The 15030-nt window shown below is 64.5% G+C and carries 14 protein-coding genes and 1 pseudogene; 10 read left to right on the top strand and 5 right to left on the bottom strand.

The annotated features are described in order from the left end of the window. Positions 1-355 precede the first annotated feature (355 nt). The 3 genes and pseudogenes from rsmD to CCR94_RS07130 all read left to right on the top strand — a co-directional run bounded on the left by rsmD (position 356) and on the right by CCR94_RS07130 (position 2462). Positions 356-934: a 16S rRNA (guanine(966)-N(2))-methyltransferase RsmD gene (rsmD, locus tag CCR94_RS07140; protein WP_104507181.1), complete on the top strand. Its 579-nt coding sequence runs from the start codon at positions 356-358 to the stop codon at positions 932-934. Positions 935-1185: 251 nt separating this feature from the next. Beyond that, positions 1186-1410 (top strand): annotated as a pseudogene (rpsU, locus tag CCR94_RS07135) (30S ribosomal protein S21); the annotation flags it as partial. Between the two features lie 215 nt (positions 1411-1625). Next, positions 1626-2462 (top strand): tetratricopeptide repeat protein, encoded by an 837-nt coding sequence (locus CCR94_RS07130; protein ID WP_104507196.1) that lies wholly within the window; start codon positions 1626-1628, stop codon positions 2460-2462. Positions 2463-2575: 113 nt separating this feature from the next. Here CCR94_RS07130 and CCR94_RS07125 read toward each other — a convergent pair whose 3' ends face one another. Both CCR94_RS07125 and CCR94_RS07120 read right to left on the bottom strand, forming a co-directional pair. Continuing rightward, the gene (locus CCR94_RS07125; RefSeq protein ID WP_104507179.1) at positions 2576-2800 is read right to left on the bottom strand and encodes a DUF2093 domain-containing protein; all 225 of its coding nucleotides are present in this window, start codon (positions 2798-2800) and stop codon (positions 2576-2578) included. An 85-nt stretch (positions 2801-2885) separates the two neighbouring features. Beyond that, positions 2886-4316 carry a bifunctional serine/threonine-protein kinase/universal stress protein gene (locus tag CCR94_RS07120; RefSeq protein ID WP_104507178.1) on the bottom strand — a complete coding sequence of 477 codons (1431 nt, stop codon included), beginning with the start codon at positions 4314-4316 and terminating at the stop codon, positions 2886-2888. A 114-nt stretch (positions 4317-4430) separates the two neighbouring features. Here CCR94_RS07120 and CCR94_RS07115 point away from each other — a divergent pair, with 114 nt between their 5' ends. Further along, the gene (locus CCR94_RS07115; protein WP_104507177.1) at positions 4431-5651 is read left to right on the top strand and encodes a 6-phosphofructokinase; all 1221 of its coding nucleotides are present in this window, start codon (positions 4431-4433) and stop codon (positions 5649-5651) included. A gap of 79 nt (positions 5652-5730) precedes the next feature. Here CCR94_RS07115 and CCR94_RS07110 read toward each other — a convergent pair whose 3' ends face one another. Further along, positions 5731-6720: a glycosyltransferase gene (locus CCR94_RS07110; RefSeq protein ID WP_104507176.1), complete on the bottom strand. Its 990-nt coding sequence runs from the start codon at positions 6718-6720 to the stop codon at positions 5731-5733. Between the two features lie 99 nt (positions 6721-6819). Here CCR94_RS07110 and glf point away from each other — a divergent pair, with 99 nt between their 5' ends. Beyond that, on the top strand, positions 6820-7998 hold the full coding sequence (gene glf, locus CCR94_RS07105) for a UDP-galactopyranose mutase (RefSeq protein WP_184421434.1): 1179 nt from the start codon (positions 6820-6822) through the stop codon (positions 7996-7998). Positions 7999-8232: 234 nt separating this feature from the next. Here glf and CCR94_RS07100 read toward each other — a convergent pair whose 3' ends face one another. Both CCR94_RS07100 and CCR94_RS07095 read right to left on the bottom strand, forming a co-directional pair. Further along, the gene (locus tag CCR94_RS07100; protein WP_104507175.1) at positions 8233-9351 is read right to left on the bottom strand and encodes an S-(hydroxymethyl)glutathione dehydrogenase/class III alcohol dehydrogenase; all 1119 of its coding nucleotides are present in this window, start codon (positions 9349-9351) and stop codon (positions 8233-8235) included. Between the two features lie 174 nt (positions 9352-9525). After that, on the bottom strand, positions 9526-9762 hold the full coding sequence (locus CCR94_RS07095; protein ID WP_104507174.1) for a hypothetical protein: 237 nt from the start codon (positions 9760-9762) through the stop codon (positions 9526-9528). A gap of 11 nt (positions 9763-9773) precedes the next feature. Here CCR94_RS07095 and CCR94_RS07090 point away from each other — a divergent pair, with 11 nt between their 5' ends. The 5 genes from CCR94_RS07090 to CCR94_RS07070 all read left to right on the top strand — a co-directional run bounded on the left by CCR94_RS07090 (position 9774) and on the right by CCR94_RS07070 (position 15025). Continuing rightward, positions 9774-10808, top strand: a complete 1035-nt coding sequence (locus tag CCR94_RS07090; protein ID WP_158254656.1) for a quinoprotein relay system zinc metallohydrolase 2 — start codon at positions 9774-9776, stop codon at positions 10806-10808. 296 nt (positions 10809-11104) lie between these two features. Then, positions 11105-12907 (top strand): lanthanide-dependent methanol dehydrogenase XoxF5, encoded by a 1803-nt coding sequence (gene xoxF5, locus CCR94_RS07085; protein ID WP_104507172.1) that lies wholly within the window; start codon positions 11105-11107, stop codon positions 12905-12907. Between the two features lie 212 nt (positions 12908-13119). Continuing rightward, the gene (locus CCR94_RS07080) at positions 13120-13638 is read left to right on the top strand and encodes a c-type cytochrome, methanol metabolism-related (RefSeq protein WP_246781365.1); all 519 of its coding nucleotides are present in this window, start codon (positions 13120-13122) and stop codon (positions 13636-13638) included. A gap of 5 nt (positions 13639-13643) precedes the next feature. Further along, the gene (locus CCR94_RS07075) at positions 13644-14492 is read left to right on the top strand and encodes a quinoprotein dehydrogenase-associated putative ABC transporter substrate-binding protein (protein ID WP_104507171.1); all 849 of its coding nucleotides are present in this window, start codon (positions 13644-13646) and stop codon (positions 14490-14492) included. Continuing rightward, a complete protein-coding gene (locus CCR94_RS07070; RefSeq protein WP_104507170.1) occupies positions 14489-15025 on the top strand; it encodes a PQQ-dependent catabolism-associated CXXCW motif protein in 537 nt (178 codons plus the stop codon). The genes CCR94_RS07075 and CCR94_RS07070 overlap by 4 nt, the downstream gene beginning before the upstream one ends. Positions 15026-15030 lie beyond the last annotated feature (5 nt).

Raw genomic sequence — 15030 nt, 5'->3', positions numbered from 1 at the left:
CGTTTGGGGGTCCGCGCGGCGAGAGCGGCAAATCGTTTGGGGGTCCGCGCGGCGAGGGCGGCAAGTCGTTTGGGGGTCCGCGCGGCGAGGGCGGCAAATCGTTTGGCGGCCCGCGTGGCGAGAGCGGCAAGTCGTTTGGCGGTCCGCGCGGCGAGGGCGGCAAGTCGTTTGGCGGCCCGCGCGGCGAGGGCGGCAAATCGTTTGGGGGGCCTCGTGGCCCTGGCGGCGGTAAGACCTTCGGGGGCGGCCCCCGTGGCGAAACCGGAGCCGCCAAAACGTTTCGTCGCGGTCCAAAGCCTGGCGGCGCGCCCGGCAAGCCCGGTGGGGCGCCCGGAAAGCCGCGCGGAAAATACTGATGCGGATCGTCGGCGGCCGGTTCAAGGGCCGCGCGCTGCAAGGGCCGCGCGGCGAGGGGATACGTCCCACTTCCGACCGGCTCCGCGAAACCCTGTTCAACATTCTCGCCCATTCCTATGGCGATCCCGTTCCGGGCGCGCGGGTGATCGACCTGTTCGCCGGAACGGGCGCGCTCGGGCTGGAGGCGATTTCACGCGGCGCCGAATTCGCGCTGCTGGTGGACGACGGCGCCCAGGCGCGCGCCCTGATCCGCGAGAATGTCGAGGCTTTGGGACTTGGCGGCGTCACCCGAATTTTTCGCCGCGATGCGCGCCGTCTCGGCGAGGCTCCGCCGGGGCCGGCCTACGACCTGGCCTTTCTCGATCCGCCCTACGATCGCGGTCTCGCCGAGCCGGCGCTGAGCGCGCTGGCGCGCGGAAACTGGCTCAAGCCCGACGCGCTGGTGGTGGTGGAGGAGGCGACCGCCGCCATGTTCGAGCCGGCGGCGGGCTATGACCTGCTGGAACGCAGGGATTATGGCGAGACGGAACTGGTGATGTTGCGCTTCGTTGGCGACGCGGCCATGACGGCTTTGTGATTGCGCCGCCGCCGCGACCCTGCCGCTCGGCTCGGGCTAGACCGCTCCGGCTTGGACGGGATCGCCGCAGCCGGCCCGAACCGGCGGCAAGGCTCTGAAATGACGCTGGACAGGCCGGCGGCTTTCTGTTATCGCATCCGCCCAACGGCCCGGCGCTCCGCAAGCGTCAACTGATCTTATGCAATCTGGCTCACTGGCTTGAGGCGTGACGGCGCCATATGGCAGGGAGCCCTTTTCTACGGGATGACGGCGTGCAGGTTCTGGTTCGCGACAACAATGTCGATCAAGCGCTCAAGGCGCTGAAGAAAAAGATGCAGCGCGAAGGTATTTTTCGCGAGATGAAGCTGCGCGGCCATTACGAGAAGCCCTCCGAGAAGCGCGCGCGCGAGCAGGCTGAGGCTGTCCGTCGCGCCCGCAAGCTCGCCCGCAAGAAGTTGCAGCGCGAAGGCCTGCTGCCGATCAAGGCGAAGCCCGTGGTGGCGCGCTAAGTCCAGCTTCGTTCGTCGCCGCGTTCGCGCCCTCGCCCTCGCCGGCGGCGGGCGCTTTCGCTTTCGCCGGCGCCGCCTGACTCAGGGCGCCGGATGTGGGGCGCCGGATTTGCCTTCACTTTGCCGCCTTTCCGCCTCAATGTGAAACTATGCGGGGCGGCGTCGCCGTCGCGCTTGGCGGAATTTTACGCGGATTGCACACAATGGCCCGATTTCGTTCTCCCCTGATCGCGCTCGCCGTTCTGGCCGCGCCGCTGGCCGGTTGCGAATCGATGAACGGGGTTTCGACCCGCGCGCCCGGCTATGCGGAAATGTCCTCGGCCGATCCAAACGCGGTCGCGGCGAACATCGATTCGCTCGACGCCGTGGTGGCGAATCACCCCACCGATCCCGAGGCCTACAACACGCGCGGCGTCGCCCTGGCCAAGATCGGCAAGTACGACCGCGCCATCGGCGATTTCAGCCAGGCCATAAAGCTCGATCCGCGCCACGCCGCCGCCTACACCAACCGCGCGCTGGCCGAGCGCCAGACCGGGGCCAATGAAGCGGCTCTGTCCGACTTCACCCACGCCATCGAATCCAATCCCAACCACGGCCCCGCTTATCTCGGCCGCGCCAACCTTTTGCGCGCCCAGGGCCGGTTGGACGACGCCTTGCGCGATCTCGACCAGGTCATCCGTCTCAATCCCGAAAACGCCCAGGCTTTCCACGCGCGCGGGCTGATCTACCAGAAGCACGGCGACAACGATCGCGCGGTCAAAGATTTCGACAACGCCATCGATCGCGATCCCTTCGCCGCCGCGCCGTATCAGGCGCGCGGTCAGAGCCAGTTGTCGCTGGGCAAGGCCGACAAGGCGATCGAGGATTTCAACGCCGCGCTCAATGTCGACAACCGCAATGCGGAGGCCTGGGCGCTGCTCGGCTTCGCCTATGAGAAGAAGGGCGACCGCAAGCTGGCGGCGGAAAACTACCGCCGCGCGCTGTCGCTGAGTTCCGACCAGTCCATCGCCAGACAGGGGATCAGCCGCGTCGGCGGGTAAGCCGGCGCGCGGGTTTAGAGCGTGATCCCGGAAAGTGGACGCCGGTTTTTGGAAAAGATCATGCGAAAACAAAGACTCTAGGTGAGCCGAAGCCCGAAAAGTCTTGCTGGCGCCTACTTCAACGCGCCGAGCTGTTTCAGCCTTAAAAGCTTGGCGTCGGGACTGGCGTAGGCCTCCTGGCGATCGACATTCCAGTAGGTGAGCCGCTCCAGCGGGATCTGCGCGCCGGTCGCGGCGCAGAGAACGAAGGCGCCGGGCTTTTTCACCCGATATTCGCCATCGAGATAATCCACTTCCGCCGCGCCATTCGGCGGGGGGCGGCGATCCAGCCGGTTCATAACCCTAGTCTCCTCAAGCCCGGAACGGGCGCGTCACCCATGTAATGCCGCCGCCGCCGGGCTTCAATCAAATTCCATCCCGCTGTCATATTCCAAGCCCTTCCCCCGGTTCGGTCGCCTCGGAGCCCGCGCCGCGCGGCGGCGGGCGCAGCAGCGTGACGGCGCAGGGCGCCCGGGCCGCCACGCGCTCGGCGATCGGTCCCAGACCCGGACGCCGGGACAAAGGCGCGCTGGCGAGCAGCAGGATGTGATCGACATGGTTTTCGCGCGCGAAGTCCAGCAGGGCCTCGGCCGGATTGTCGGCCTCCAGCACATGGGCGGTGGCGCGCGCTTGCGGCAGGTTCAGCCCTTCGGCCCAGCGGCGCAGCTCGACGAGGCGGCGCGCATGGCGCCCGGCGCTGGGCTCGTAGCCGCCCACCTGCGGCTTGCGGATCACCGTGACGCAGGCGAGTCGCGCCTCCGGCGCCGCCGCCATCAACCGTGTGGCGTGCCCGCGCAGCAGATCGGTGGCGGCGAGACCGCCGGAAAAATCCACCGCCGCCATCACGATGGGCGCGCTCGCCCGCCGCGCCGCGAGATTTTGCGGATAACGCGTCGGCGCGAATTTTTGCGTCCACCAGCGGCGCCGCGCCGTCAGCCAGGAATCGGCCCTCTCCTTTTCCGCGCGCGCGGTGAGCGCAATCTCCTCGGGCGCGGCGAGGTCCAGCGCCAGTTGCGCGGCGGAGGCGTAACGATTTTCCGCCTCCGGCTCCAGGCAATGCAGAATCGCCTCCTGCAGCCAGGGCGGGCAATCCGGCCTCAAGCGCCGCGGCGGTTCGGGATCGCGCCACAGCCGGCGAAACAGCGCGGCCCGGCTTTGCGGAAACCCGAAGGGACGCTCGCCGGTGAGCAGGAAATAGAGCATCACCCCCAGCGCGAAAATATCGCTGCGGGGATCGCTGCGATCCCGCAAGACCTGTTCGGGCGCGAGATAGGGCGAGGTGCCCAGGGGAACGTGGAATTCCTCGGCGAGCAGGTCCGGCAGATGGTCGTGCCGCGACAGGCCGAAATCGATCAGGGTGTAAATCCCGTCGGCGCGGCGGATCACGTTCGACGGCTTGATGTCGAGATGCAGCACGTTCTGGGCGTGGAGGCTGGCGAGAGCCTGGGCGACGCCGCGTCCCACGGCCAGAACCTCGTCGAGCGGCAGCGGCCGGACATCGACGCGGCGCAGCAGGCTCGTCCCCTCGATATATTCCATGGCGAGATAGGGCTGGCGGCTGAAATCGCCGGCGGCGATGAATTTCGGCGCATGCGGACCCCGGAGCAGCGGCAGGATCATCTGCTCCATCTCGAAACCGACGATGGCGCTGGCTTCCTCGCCCTCGCGCATCAGCGGCGCCTTGAGCGCGACCGGCGGCGACATGTCCTCGCGCGTCGCCTTCCAGATTTCCGACATGCCGCCCGCGTGCAATCGCTCGACGAGATGAAAGCCGTCGAGCGTGTCGCCGGACCTGAACAGGGGCGCGTCGGTCATGGTTCAGGTTAACCCGGCGCGGTCCTCAACATAAATGCGAAATTGACGCTGGGGCCGCTGTTTTCCGTGAAAAACTGGGCTAGAAGGGCGCATTCAACATGCGCGGAGGAAATCGTGACCACGCCAACCAAGATTCTCGTCGCCCAGGGCGGCGGCCCCACGGCGGTCATCAACCAGTCGCTCGCGGGCGTCGTGCTCGAAGCGCGCAAATTCCCGCAGGTGGCGCGCGTTTACGGCGCTCATCACGGCGTGCGCGGCATCGTCAACGAGGATCTGCTCGATCTGACGCAAGAGACCAGCCACAATCTGGAAATGGTGGCGCGCACGCCGTCGTCCGGCCTGGGGTCGACCCGCGACAAGCCCGACGCCAAATATTGCCACGAGATCTTTGAAGTTTTGCGCGCGCATGAAATCGGCGCCTTTTTCTACATCGGCGGCAATGATTCCTCCGACACCGTGCGCATTGTCGCGGAAGAGGCGATCAAGGCCAATTATCCGCTGCGCTGCATGCACATCCCCAAAACCATCGACAACGACCTCGTCGGCAACGACCACACGCCCGGCTTTCCCTCGGCGGCGCGCTTCGTCGCCCAATCCTTCGCCGGCGTCAATCTCGACAATGCCGCGCTGCCCGGCGTCTATATCGCCGTGGTGATGGGCCGCCATGCCGGCTTCCTCACCGCCGCTTCCGCGCTCGGCAAGAAATTCCCCGACGACGGCCCGCACCTGATCTATGTGCCGGAGCGGGTTTTCAAAGTCGATAAATTCCTGGCCGATGTGAAGGCGACCTATGAACGGCTCGGCCGCTGCGTGGTGGCGGTGTCGGAAGGCATTCACGACGAATCCGGCGCGCCGATCATCACCAAATTGGCCAACCATGTCGAGCACGACGCCCATGGCAACGTGCAGCTTTCCGGCACCGGAGCGCTGGCCGACCTTTTGTGCGAGGAAGTGAAGAACAAGCTCGGCATCAAGCGCGTGCGCGGCGACACGCTCGGCTATCTGCAACGCTCGTTCATCGGCTGCGTTTCGGACGTGGACCAGCGCGAGGCGCGCGAGGTCGGCGAGAAGGCCGTGCAATATGCCTTCTGGGGCGACAGCAGCGGCTCGGTGGCGATCAAGCGCACCGGCTTCTACTCGGTCGATTACGACCTGCAAGCGCTCCAGGACGTGGCGGGCAAGACCAGGGTGATGGAGGATGAATTCCTCAACGCCGCCGGCAATGACGTGACCGACGCCTTCCGCATGTATGTGCGGCCGCTGCTCGGCTCCGGCATGCCCGACGCCTTCCGGCTCAGGCCGAACGCGGTGCCGAAAGTCTTGAATAAGGAATGATTTTCAAGGCCCCGGAAGCGCAAGCTTCCGGGGCTTTTTATCGATGCAATGATCCTGTTGCGGCTGTTGGATTATCGCGTCACCGTTTCCACGGCAGCAGCTTCTTCGACAGCCTCGGCCAGACCGGCGGTTTTTCGTGCAGCGTCTCGCCGCCGATGATCGTTTCGTAAAGCCGCAGGTAGCCCTGGGCCATTGTCCCGGAATTGTAAGTCTCGCGCGCGTAATCGTGCAGCTTTTTGCGGTCGAAGCGCAGATCCCGCACGGCGCGGGCGAGTTCGCCGCACGAATCGCTCAAAAAACCGAATTCGCTGCCCACCAGCTCCGGGAGGGCGCCATAGGGCGTCGAAAACACCGGGCAGCCGAAATACAGGCTTTCGATCACCGCGAGGCCGAACGGCTCGTGCCAGCGCATCGGAAAGATCAGACCGCGCGAGGCGTTGAGCGCGGCGAATTTTGCCGCGCCGCCGACCATGCCGTGGAAATGCGCGCGCCGCGTAAAAGTCAGGCGAAAGCCGCGCCGAAAATTGAAGCGGTCGCCGCCGAGAATGTCGATGTCCACGCCGGCCTTCCTGGCCACGTCGATCGCGCCCTTGACGTTCTTGGCGCGCCATTCGGCCTTGCCGAGGAAATGAAAATTTTCACGCGACGCCGCGAAATCCACCGGGCCGTAGGCGTCCCAGTTCAGGCCGTTCAGAACGAAGCATTCGGAGTGGTGGCGGCGCGCATGGTCGGCGGAGACGAAATTGCAGTTGAGCGGCCGGGTTGGGTTCTTGTTGTAATTGCCGTGCTCGGTCATCAGATAGGGCCGGCCGAAATCGCGGTCGAGGTCGAATTTCGGCTGGAACTGGAAATGGGTGATGTCATAGCCCGCCGGTATTTGCGGCAGCAGATCCTGCTCGGTGTCGAAGGTCAGAACCTCCCCGAATTCGCAGGTCGAGCCGGGCGGGGTGAGAAAGGCGATGGTATGGCCGAGTCGGTGCAATTCGAGCGCGAGATCCCAGATCACCCGTTCGGTGCCGCCATAGGCGAAAACCGGGACAACAGCCCAGTTGACGAAGAGAATGCGCATGCCCAGAACTCCAGCGCGTCGCGCCTCACGCGCTTCGCCGCGTCATAAAGCAAAGCTTCGCAAATTGCCATTTTCCCACCGCCCGCCTATTGACGCCGCATGGCGCAGCGCCGCGAGGGCAGGGACGTGAGATATTGCATTGTCGGCGCCGGATTTTCCGGCGCGGTGATTGGCCGGGCCTTGGCCGAAGCCGGCCAAAAAGTTCTCGTCATCGACGAGCGCGCCACAATGGGCGGCAATTGCGCCTCCGAGCGCGACGCCGGAACCGGCGTGATGGTCCATGTCTACGGGCCGCATATTTTCCACACCGGCAATGAGCGGGTTTGGGACTATGTGCAAAAATTCGGCGACTGGGTGGATTACAACCATCGGGTCCAGGCGGTGGCCGGCGGGCGCGTCTTTTCCCTGCCGGTCAACCTGCTGACGATCAACCAGTTCTTCAACAAGGTGATGAGCCCCGCGCAGGCTCGCGCCTTCATCGCCGCGCAGGCGCAAGAAATAGCCGAGCCGCAAAATTTCGAGGAACAGGCGCTGAGCCTGATCGGCCCGGACCTCTATCGCGCCTTTTTTCGCGGCTACACGCGAAAACAATGGGGCGTCGAACCAACCGAACTGCCGGCCTCCATTTTAAAACGGCTGCCGGTGCGCTTCTCCTACGACGACAGCTATTTCGCGCATCCGTATCAGGCCATGCCGCGAGCCGGCTATACCGAAGTGGTCAAGGCGATTCTCGATACCGAAGGCGTGGAGTTGCGGCTTGGCGCCCGATTCGAGGATCTCGACGAACCCTTCGCCCATGTCATCTACAGCGGGCCAATCGACCGCTATTTCCATCATGAATACGGTCGGCTCGGCTATCGCACGCTGGATTTCGAGCGTTTCAGCCACAAGGGCGATTTCCAGGGCACGGCGGTCCTGAATTATTGCGACGAGGATGTGCCGTTCACGCGCATCACCGAGCACAAGCATTTCGCGCCCTGGGAGCGCGACCAGTTTGAGGGTTCGGTGCTCTATCGCGAGTTCAGCCGCCTGTGCGGGCCTGATGACATTCCCTATTACCCAATCCGCCAGACCAGTGAAGAGGCGATGCTGCGCAAATATGTTTTACGCGCGGAGGCGACGCCGGGCGTGAGTTTTGTCGGGCGTCTCGGCTCCTACCGCTATCTCGACATGGACGTGACCATCGCCGAGGCGCTCGACGCGTCCGACCGGATGATCGCGGCGATCCGCGAGGAGAAAAGCCTGCCGGCGTTTTTCGTGCAACCCTTGGGCAAGTAAAAACGGCCGCGCCAGAAACAGCGCGCGCATGATCCCGAAAAGTGGTTCCGGTTTTCGGAAAAGATCATGCGCGAAACAAAAACGGCCGCGCCAAAAACAGCGCGCGCGCATGATCCCGAAAAGTGGTCCCGGTTTTCGGAAAAGATCATGCGCGAAACAAAAACGGCCGCGCCGAAAACAGCGCGGCCGAGCGGGCGGATCCCGGGGAGAATCGGGGACTCCGCTTTCAGAAAATCAGTAAATCACCACCGACCGGATCGATTCGCCCTTGTGCATCAGGTCAAAGGCGTCGTTGATTTTGTCCAGCGGCATGGTGTGGGTGATGAGGTCGTCGATGTTGATCTTGCCCTCCATGTACCAGTCCACGATTTTGGGCACATCGGTGCGGCCCCTCGCGCCGCCGAACGCCGATCCCCGCCAGTTGCGGCCGGTGACGAGCTGGAACGGGCGCGTCGAGATTTCCGCGCCCGAAGGCGCGACGCCGATGATAACAGAGGTGCCCCAGCCGCGATGGCAGCATTCCAGCGATTGCCGCATGGTGTGGACATTGCCGATGCACTCGAAGGAAAAATCCGCGCCGCCGCCGGTGACGTCCACGATGGCTTCCACCACCTTGTCGCGGCCGACATCGTCGGGGTTGATGAAATGGGTCATGCCGAATTTTTTCGCCATGGCCACTTTGTTCGGGTTGAGATCGACGCCGACGATCTTGTCGGCGCCGACCATGCGCGCGCCCTGAATGACGTTCAACCCGATGCCGCCGAGGCCGAACACCACGACATTGGCGCCCGGCCAGACTTTGCCGGTGTAAACCACCGCGCCAAGGCCGGTGGTGACGCCGCAGCCGATGTAGCAAATCTTGTCGAACGGCGCGTCCTCGCGCACCTTGGCGAGCGCGATCTCCGGCAGCACGGTGAAATTGGAGAAGGTCGAGCAGCCCATATAGTGAAACACCGGCATATGGCCGGAGTCGCAGGAGAACCGGCTGGTTCCGTCGGGCATCAAACCCTGGCCCTGGGTCGAGCGGATGGCGGTGCAAAGATTGGTGCGCTGCGACAGGCAGCTTTTGCAGGCGCGACATTCCGGCGTGTACAGCGGAATGACATGGTCGCCGGGCTTGAGCGAGGTCACGCCGGCGCCGATCTCGCGCACGATTCCCGCGCCCTCATGGCCGAGAATGGCCGGGAATTTTCCTTCCGAATCGAGGCCGGACAAAGTGTAGGCGTCGGTGTGGCAGACCCCCGTGGCCATGATTTCGACCAGCGCCTCCCCGGCCCTGGGGCCTTCGAGATCGATCGTTTCGATGGACAGGGGTGCTTCGGCTTTCCATGCGACCGCCGCGCGCGTTTTCATGGGAACGACCTTTACTGGAGGGAGTGAATGCCTCCATTAAAGTCGCCGCCCCGCGCCAGCGCAACGACGGGCGGGTTCAATAAGAGCAATTTCAGAAAAGCACGGCCCGCTCTAGCGCGGAAACGTTTGCCTCTCTCCCGAGATGCGGCTTACTTTTGCAATCAGCGCCGCGGCTCACCTTTGCAACAAGGACGCGGCTTGCGCGTTTTTGCGGCACATCGTCTTGATATAGAGCGTTTCGCCGATGCCCTCGCGCAACGCGCCGCGCGCCATGACGTCCTGCCCGCCGTGCAGGCAGGCGAACTGGTTTTCCACCTGGGTCGAGATGACATCGACCGCGTGGGTTTCGTCGCAGGCCTGCGGCGGCGTCGAGAGCTGACATACAAGGATGATGGCGGTGAATGCGGACATGGGATGTTCCTTTGCGCGAGACGACGACGTCGCCTGAGTCCAGGCTTCCAGGCGTTCCCCGGCCGCGCGCGCCGATGATCGGCGCGGCGCGGCGCGTGATGCGGGCATTCCTCTTTGTCAGTCTCGCAGCTTTTGTTATCCCGAGGCTTGATGCTTTTCCGCCGGCTTTCGCCGGAACGGGAGAGGCGCCGCCGTCCGCTGCTGTCGAAATCGCGCCGGGAGACTACGTCCTGCCGGGCGTCATTGCACTCTCAAGTCAGCAAAACGCGGGCCAGATCAGCAATTCCGGCTTCATCGTCGGCCGCGACGGCGTCGCGATCATCGATACAGGCGGAAGCGTGACGGTCGGCAAGCGCCTGCTCGCGGCCATTCGAGCCACGACCGGTCTGCCCGTGCTTTATGTCATTTTTACGCATGGCCATCCCGATCACACCCTCGGCGCCGCCGCTTTTCTCGACCAGAACCCGATCTTTGTCGGCCATCGCGCCCTCCCCGACGTTTTCGCGACCCACGGCGACGCCTATCTGCGCGCCGCCCGCGAGCTGGTCGGGGAGGCCAATTTCGCGGGAACGCAAATCGTCGCGCCGACCGTGCTGGTCGAGGGGGAAAGGGAGCTGGACCTGGGCGGACGCAAGCTGAAGCTCGAAAGCTGGCCCTCCGGCCATACCAACGCCGATCTGACGGTCACGGACGAGGCAAGCGGCGCCATCTATTTGGGCGATCTGCTTTTTTCCGGTCACATTCCCGCCCTGGACGGCAAACTGACCGGCTGGCTCGCCAATGTGACGAAGCTGCGGCAACGCCCCGCCCGAATCGTGGTTCCCGGACATGGACCGGCCGCGATGGCGTGGCCTCAGGCCGCTGACGCAGAGGAGTCCTATCTGCGGCGCCTGCGCGGCGATGTCGGCGACGCCCTGCGCAGGGGGGAGACCCTGAGCCAGACCGCCACGACGGCCGCCGCGTCCGAGCGTCCGAAATGGCGGCTGTTCGACGATTTCAACGCCCGCAACGCCACCACCGCCTATCACGAGCAGGAGTGGGAATGATTATGGCGCCGCAACAGAATTTTCAGGCCATGGGCGGGCGCTTCTAAGTCAAATCTAAAGATCGACGCGGCCTTGCCTTGTTGCCGGCGCCCCGCGCAGAGATTAGCTTTTCCAAGTCATAAAAATAATGACCGTGCCCAAGCAAGTCGAGACTTTGCATAGCGCGAGTCTCTGCTGGCGGCGGCTTAGCAAAATCAAACAATGACCAACCCCCGGCGGCAATGTCGCCGTTCGCGGTCGGCCGTAGGGCGTCCGGACGCCCGTCTGACGACGGGCTATGGCATTGGAGGAAACCCATGAAGAGCCTGTTCGCATCTGTTCTATCCGTCAGCGCTCTCGCGCTCAACACCGTGGCCTTCGCCAACGAATCGGTCATGAAGGGGACGCAGGACCCCAAGCAATGGGTCATGCAGGCCGGCGGTTACGACAACCAGCGCTATTCGAAGCTCGACCAGATCAATGACGCCAATGTCGGCAAGCTGGCGCCGGCCTGGAGCTTTTCCACCGGCGTGCTGCGCGGCCACGAAGGCGCGCCGCTGGTCGTCGGCGACGTGATGTATGTCCACACGCCGTTCCCCAACATCGTCTATGCCCTCGACCTCAACAATGACGGCAAGATCATCTGGAAATACGAGCCCAAGCAGGATCCCAACGTCGTGCCGGTGATGTGCTGCGACACGGTCAACCGGGGTCTCGCCTATGCCGATGGCAAGATCTTCCTGCACCAGGCCGACACGACGGTGGTCGCGCTCGACGCCAAGAGCGGCAAGGTCGAATGGAGCGCGGTCAACGGCGACCCCAAGAAGGGCGAAACCAACACCGCGACGGTGCTTCCGGTCAAGGACAAGCTGCTGGTCGGCATTTCCGGCGGCGAGTTCGGCGTGCAATGCCACATCACCGCCTATGACCTGAAGACCGGCAAGAAGGTCTGGCGCGCCTATTCCGAAGGCCCGGACGATCAGATCATGGTCGATCCGGAAAAGACCACCGCGCTCGGCAAGCCAATCGGCAAGGATTCGTCGCTGAAAACCTGGCAGGGCGACCAGTGGAAGACCGGCGGCGGCTGCACCTGGGGCTGGTATTCCTACGATCCCGAGCTGAATCTGGTTTATTACGGCTCCGGCAATCCCTCGACCTGGAACCCCAAGCAGCGGCCGGGCGACAACAAATGGTCGATGTCGATCTGGGCGCGCGATCCCGACACCGGCATGGCCAAATGGATCTATCAGATGACCCCGCATGACGAGTGGGATTACGACGGCGTCAACGAAATGCCGCTGGTCGAGCAGAAGATCGACGGCAAGCAGCGCAAGCTGCTGGTGCATTTCGACCGCAACGGCTTCGGCTACACGCTCGACCGCGTCAGTGGCGAGTTGCTGGTCGCCGAGAAATACGATCCGGCGGTGAACTGGGCCAGCAAGGTCGATATGGACAAGGCCAGCCCGACCTATGGCCGTCCGCTGGTGGTCGCCAAATATTCCACCGAGCATAATGGCGAGGACGAGAACTCGCAGGGCATCTGCCCGGCGGCGCTCGGCTCCAAGGACGAGCAGCCCGCGGCCTTCTCGCCCAAGACCGGCCTGTTCTACGTGCCAACCAACCATGTCTGCATGGATTACGAGCCGTTCCGCGTCAGCTACACGCCGGGACAGCCCTATGTCGGCGCGACGCTCGCGATGTATCCGGCCCCCGGCGACGCCAATATGGGCAATTTCATCGCCTGGGACGCCACCAAGGGCAAGATCGTCTGGTCCGATCCGGAACAGTTCTCGGTCTGGTCGGGCGCGCTCGCCACCGCCGGCAACATTGTGTTCTACGGCACGCTGGAAGGCTATCTCAAGGCCGTGGACGCCAAGACGGGCAAGCTGCTCTACAAGTACAAGACCCCGTCGGGCATTATCGGCAACGTCATGACCTACCAGCACAAGGGCCGGCAATATGTGGCCGTGCTCTCCGGCGTCGGCGGCTGGGCCGGCATCGGCCTCGCGGCTGGCCTCGCCGATCCCCACGCCGGCCTTGGCGCGGTCGGCGGCTATGCGGCGCTCAGCAATTACACCGCGCTTGGCGGCGCCCTGACGGTCTTCGCTCTCCCCGAGTGATCGTAGGATAGCCCCTGATTGCCGGGCGGGCGACCCGTCCGCCCGGCATTTTCATTCCCAGACATTGCGTCCGTCTTCCCGGCGCCAGTTTTCTTGAACGCCCGGCAGCGCGGGCGAACAGAGGATCGCGCCCAAAACCGATTGGAATGAGCGTCGTGACCGATTTCGTCAAAGAGACCCGCCGCGCCGGAACAAACCGTTTCGCCGTGCTGATGATGGCCGCGCTGGCCGTGACCGCCGCCCAAGTCGTCGCGCCCGCCCAGGCCGTCGCGCCCGCCCAGGCCGAGCCGCGCGCGGCCGTCTCCAGCCAGGACGGCAAGTATTTCGACGCCGAAGGCGAGCCGATTTACAAGGTCGATTCCAACGGCAAGGTCGATTGGTACACTTATTCCGGTTTCCAGCGCTACAGCGCCGAATGCATGCGCTGCCACGGCCCCGACGGCATGGGCTCCTCCTATGCGCCGGCGCTCGTCAATTCGCTGAAGACGCTGTCCTACGGCGATTTTCTCTCCACCGTCGCCAATGGCAGGAAGAACCTGGAAAACGGCCAGGACAAGGTGATGCCGACGCTCGGCCTCGACAAGAACGTGATGTGCTTCATCGACGACATCTACACCTATCTGAAAGCGCGCTCCGACGACGCGGTGGGCCGCGCCCGTCCGCCCGGCCACGATCCCAAACCGAAGGCGTGGGAGGATGCCGAAAACGCCTGCATGGGCGCGCCGAGCTGACGGCCATGGGCTTTTTGCGCGGCGCCCTCGGCCTCGTTGTCGTCCTGACCGCAGCCGGCGCCGCGCTGGCGCAAACGCGGCCCGACCTCGTCTCGCGCGACCGCCTGCGCGTCTGCGCCGACCCGTCAAACCTGCCCTATTCCGACAAGGCCAAGGCGGGGTTCGAGAACCGCATCGCCGAAATCGTCGCGGACGAGTTGAAACTGCCGCTGCGCTATTTCTGGATGCCGCAAGGGCCGGGTTTTGTGCGCGCCACGCTCGGCGAGGGCATGTGCGACGTGATCGTCGGCTATGCCGTCGGCTCGGACGTGGTCGATCATTCCAACCCCTATTACGCCTCGACCTATGCGCTGGTGTCGCGCGCCGGATCCGGGCTGGAAAATGTTGAAACCCTCGACGATCCGCGTCTGGCGGGCGTCAAACTGGGGGTGATCGCGGCGACGCCGCCGACAGACCACCTGCTGCGCCTCGGCCTGCTCGATAAGGCCAAAACCTACGCCCTGCTGGTGGACCGCCGCTTCGCCTCGCCCGCCGAGGAGGCCATCCACGATGTCGAGACCGGCGCCATTGACGCGCTGGCGATCTGGGGGCCGATTGGCGGCTATTTCGCCAAAAAGGCGGCGGTTCCGCTGGCGGTCGCGCCGCTGCACGCCGACCAGCGGCCGGCGCTGGCCTATCGGATCGGCTTCGGCCTGCGCCGCAACGAACTGGAGTGGAAGCACCGCCTCAACGATGTCATCCGCGCGCGCAAAAAAGATTTCGAGGCCGTGCTGCGCGATTACGGCGCGCCGCTGGTTCCAATCGAGGCGGCCCCAATCGGGGCGAGTTCGCAGCGCGGGGAGGGGGCGGAATGAGCGGCCGCCTCGCAATGGGCTTTCTGCTTGGCCTCACGCTCGCGGTCGGCGCCGCGCCGGCCGAGCCGCCATCCTATCGGCTCGACGATTACCAATCCCCCGTTCCCGCCACCCTGAACGGCCAACCGGCTTTGGATGTCGCCCAGGCCAGGGCGCTGTGGGACGCCGGCCAAGCCCTGTTCCTCGACGTTCTGCCGCACGCGCCGCGCCCGGAGGGCCTCTCGCCCGCCACGGTCTTTGTCGACAAGCCGCATGTCAGCATCAAGGGCGCGATCTGGCTGCCGGATGTCGGGCGCGGCGAAGTTTCGGCGCGGACCGAGACCTATTTTCGCCAAGCCCTGTCCGCGCTCACCGCCGGCGATTTTTCGCGCAAAATCGTGATCTTCTGCAAGCGTGACTGCTGGATGTCGTGGAATGCGGCGCGTCGCGCGCAAAGCTACGGCTATAGCGCCGTCCAGTGGTTCTCCGAGGGGATCGAGGGCTGGCGCGAGGCCGATCTGCCGACGGAAATTGTTCAGCCCTACGGAAGCTGAGGACG

This window comes from Rhodoblastus sphagnicola (assembly GCF_002937075.1).
GTDB lineage: Bacteria > Pseudomonadota > Alphaproteobacteria > Rhizobiales > Beijerinckiaceae > Rhodoblastus > Rhodoblastus sphagnicola.
Note: the sequence above shows the minus strand (reverse complement) of the source record. Positions and strands in the feature narration are given on the sequence as shown.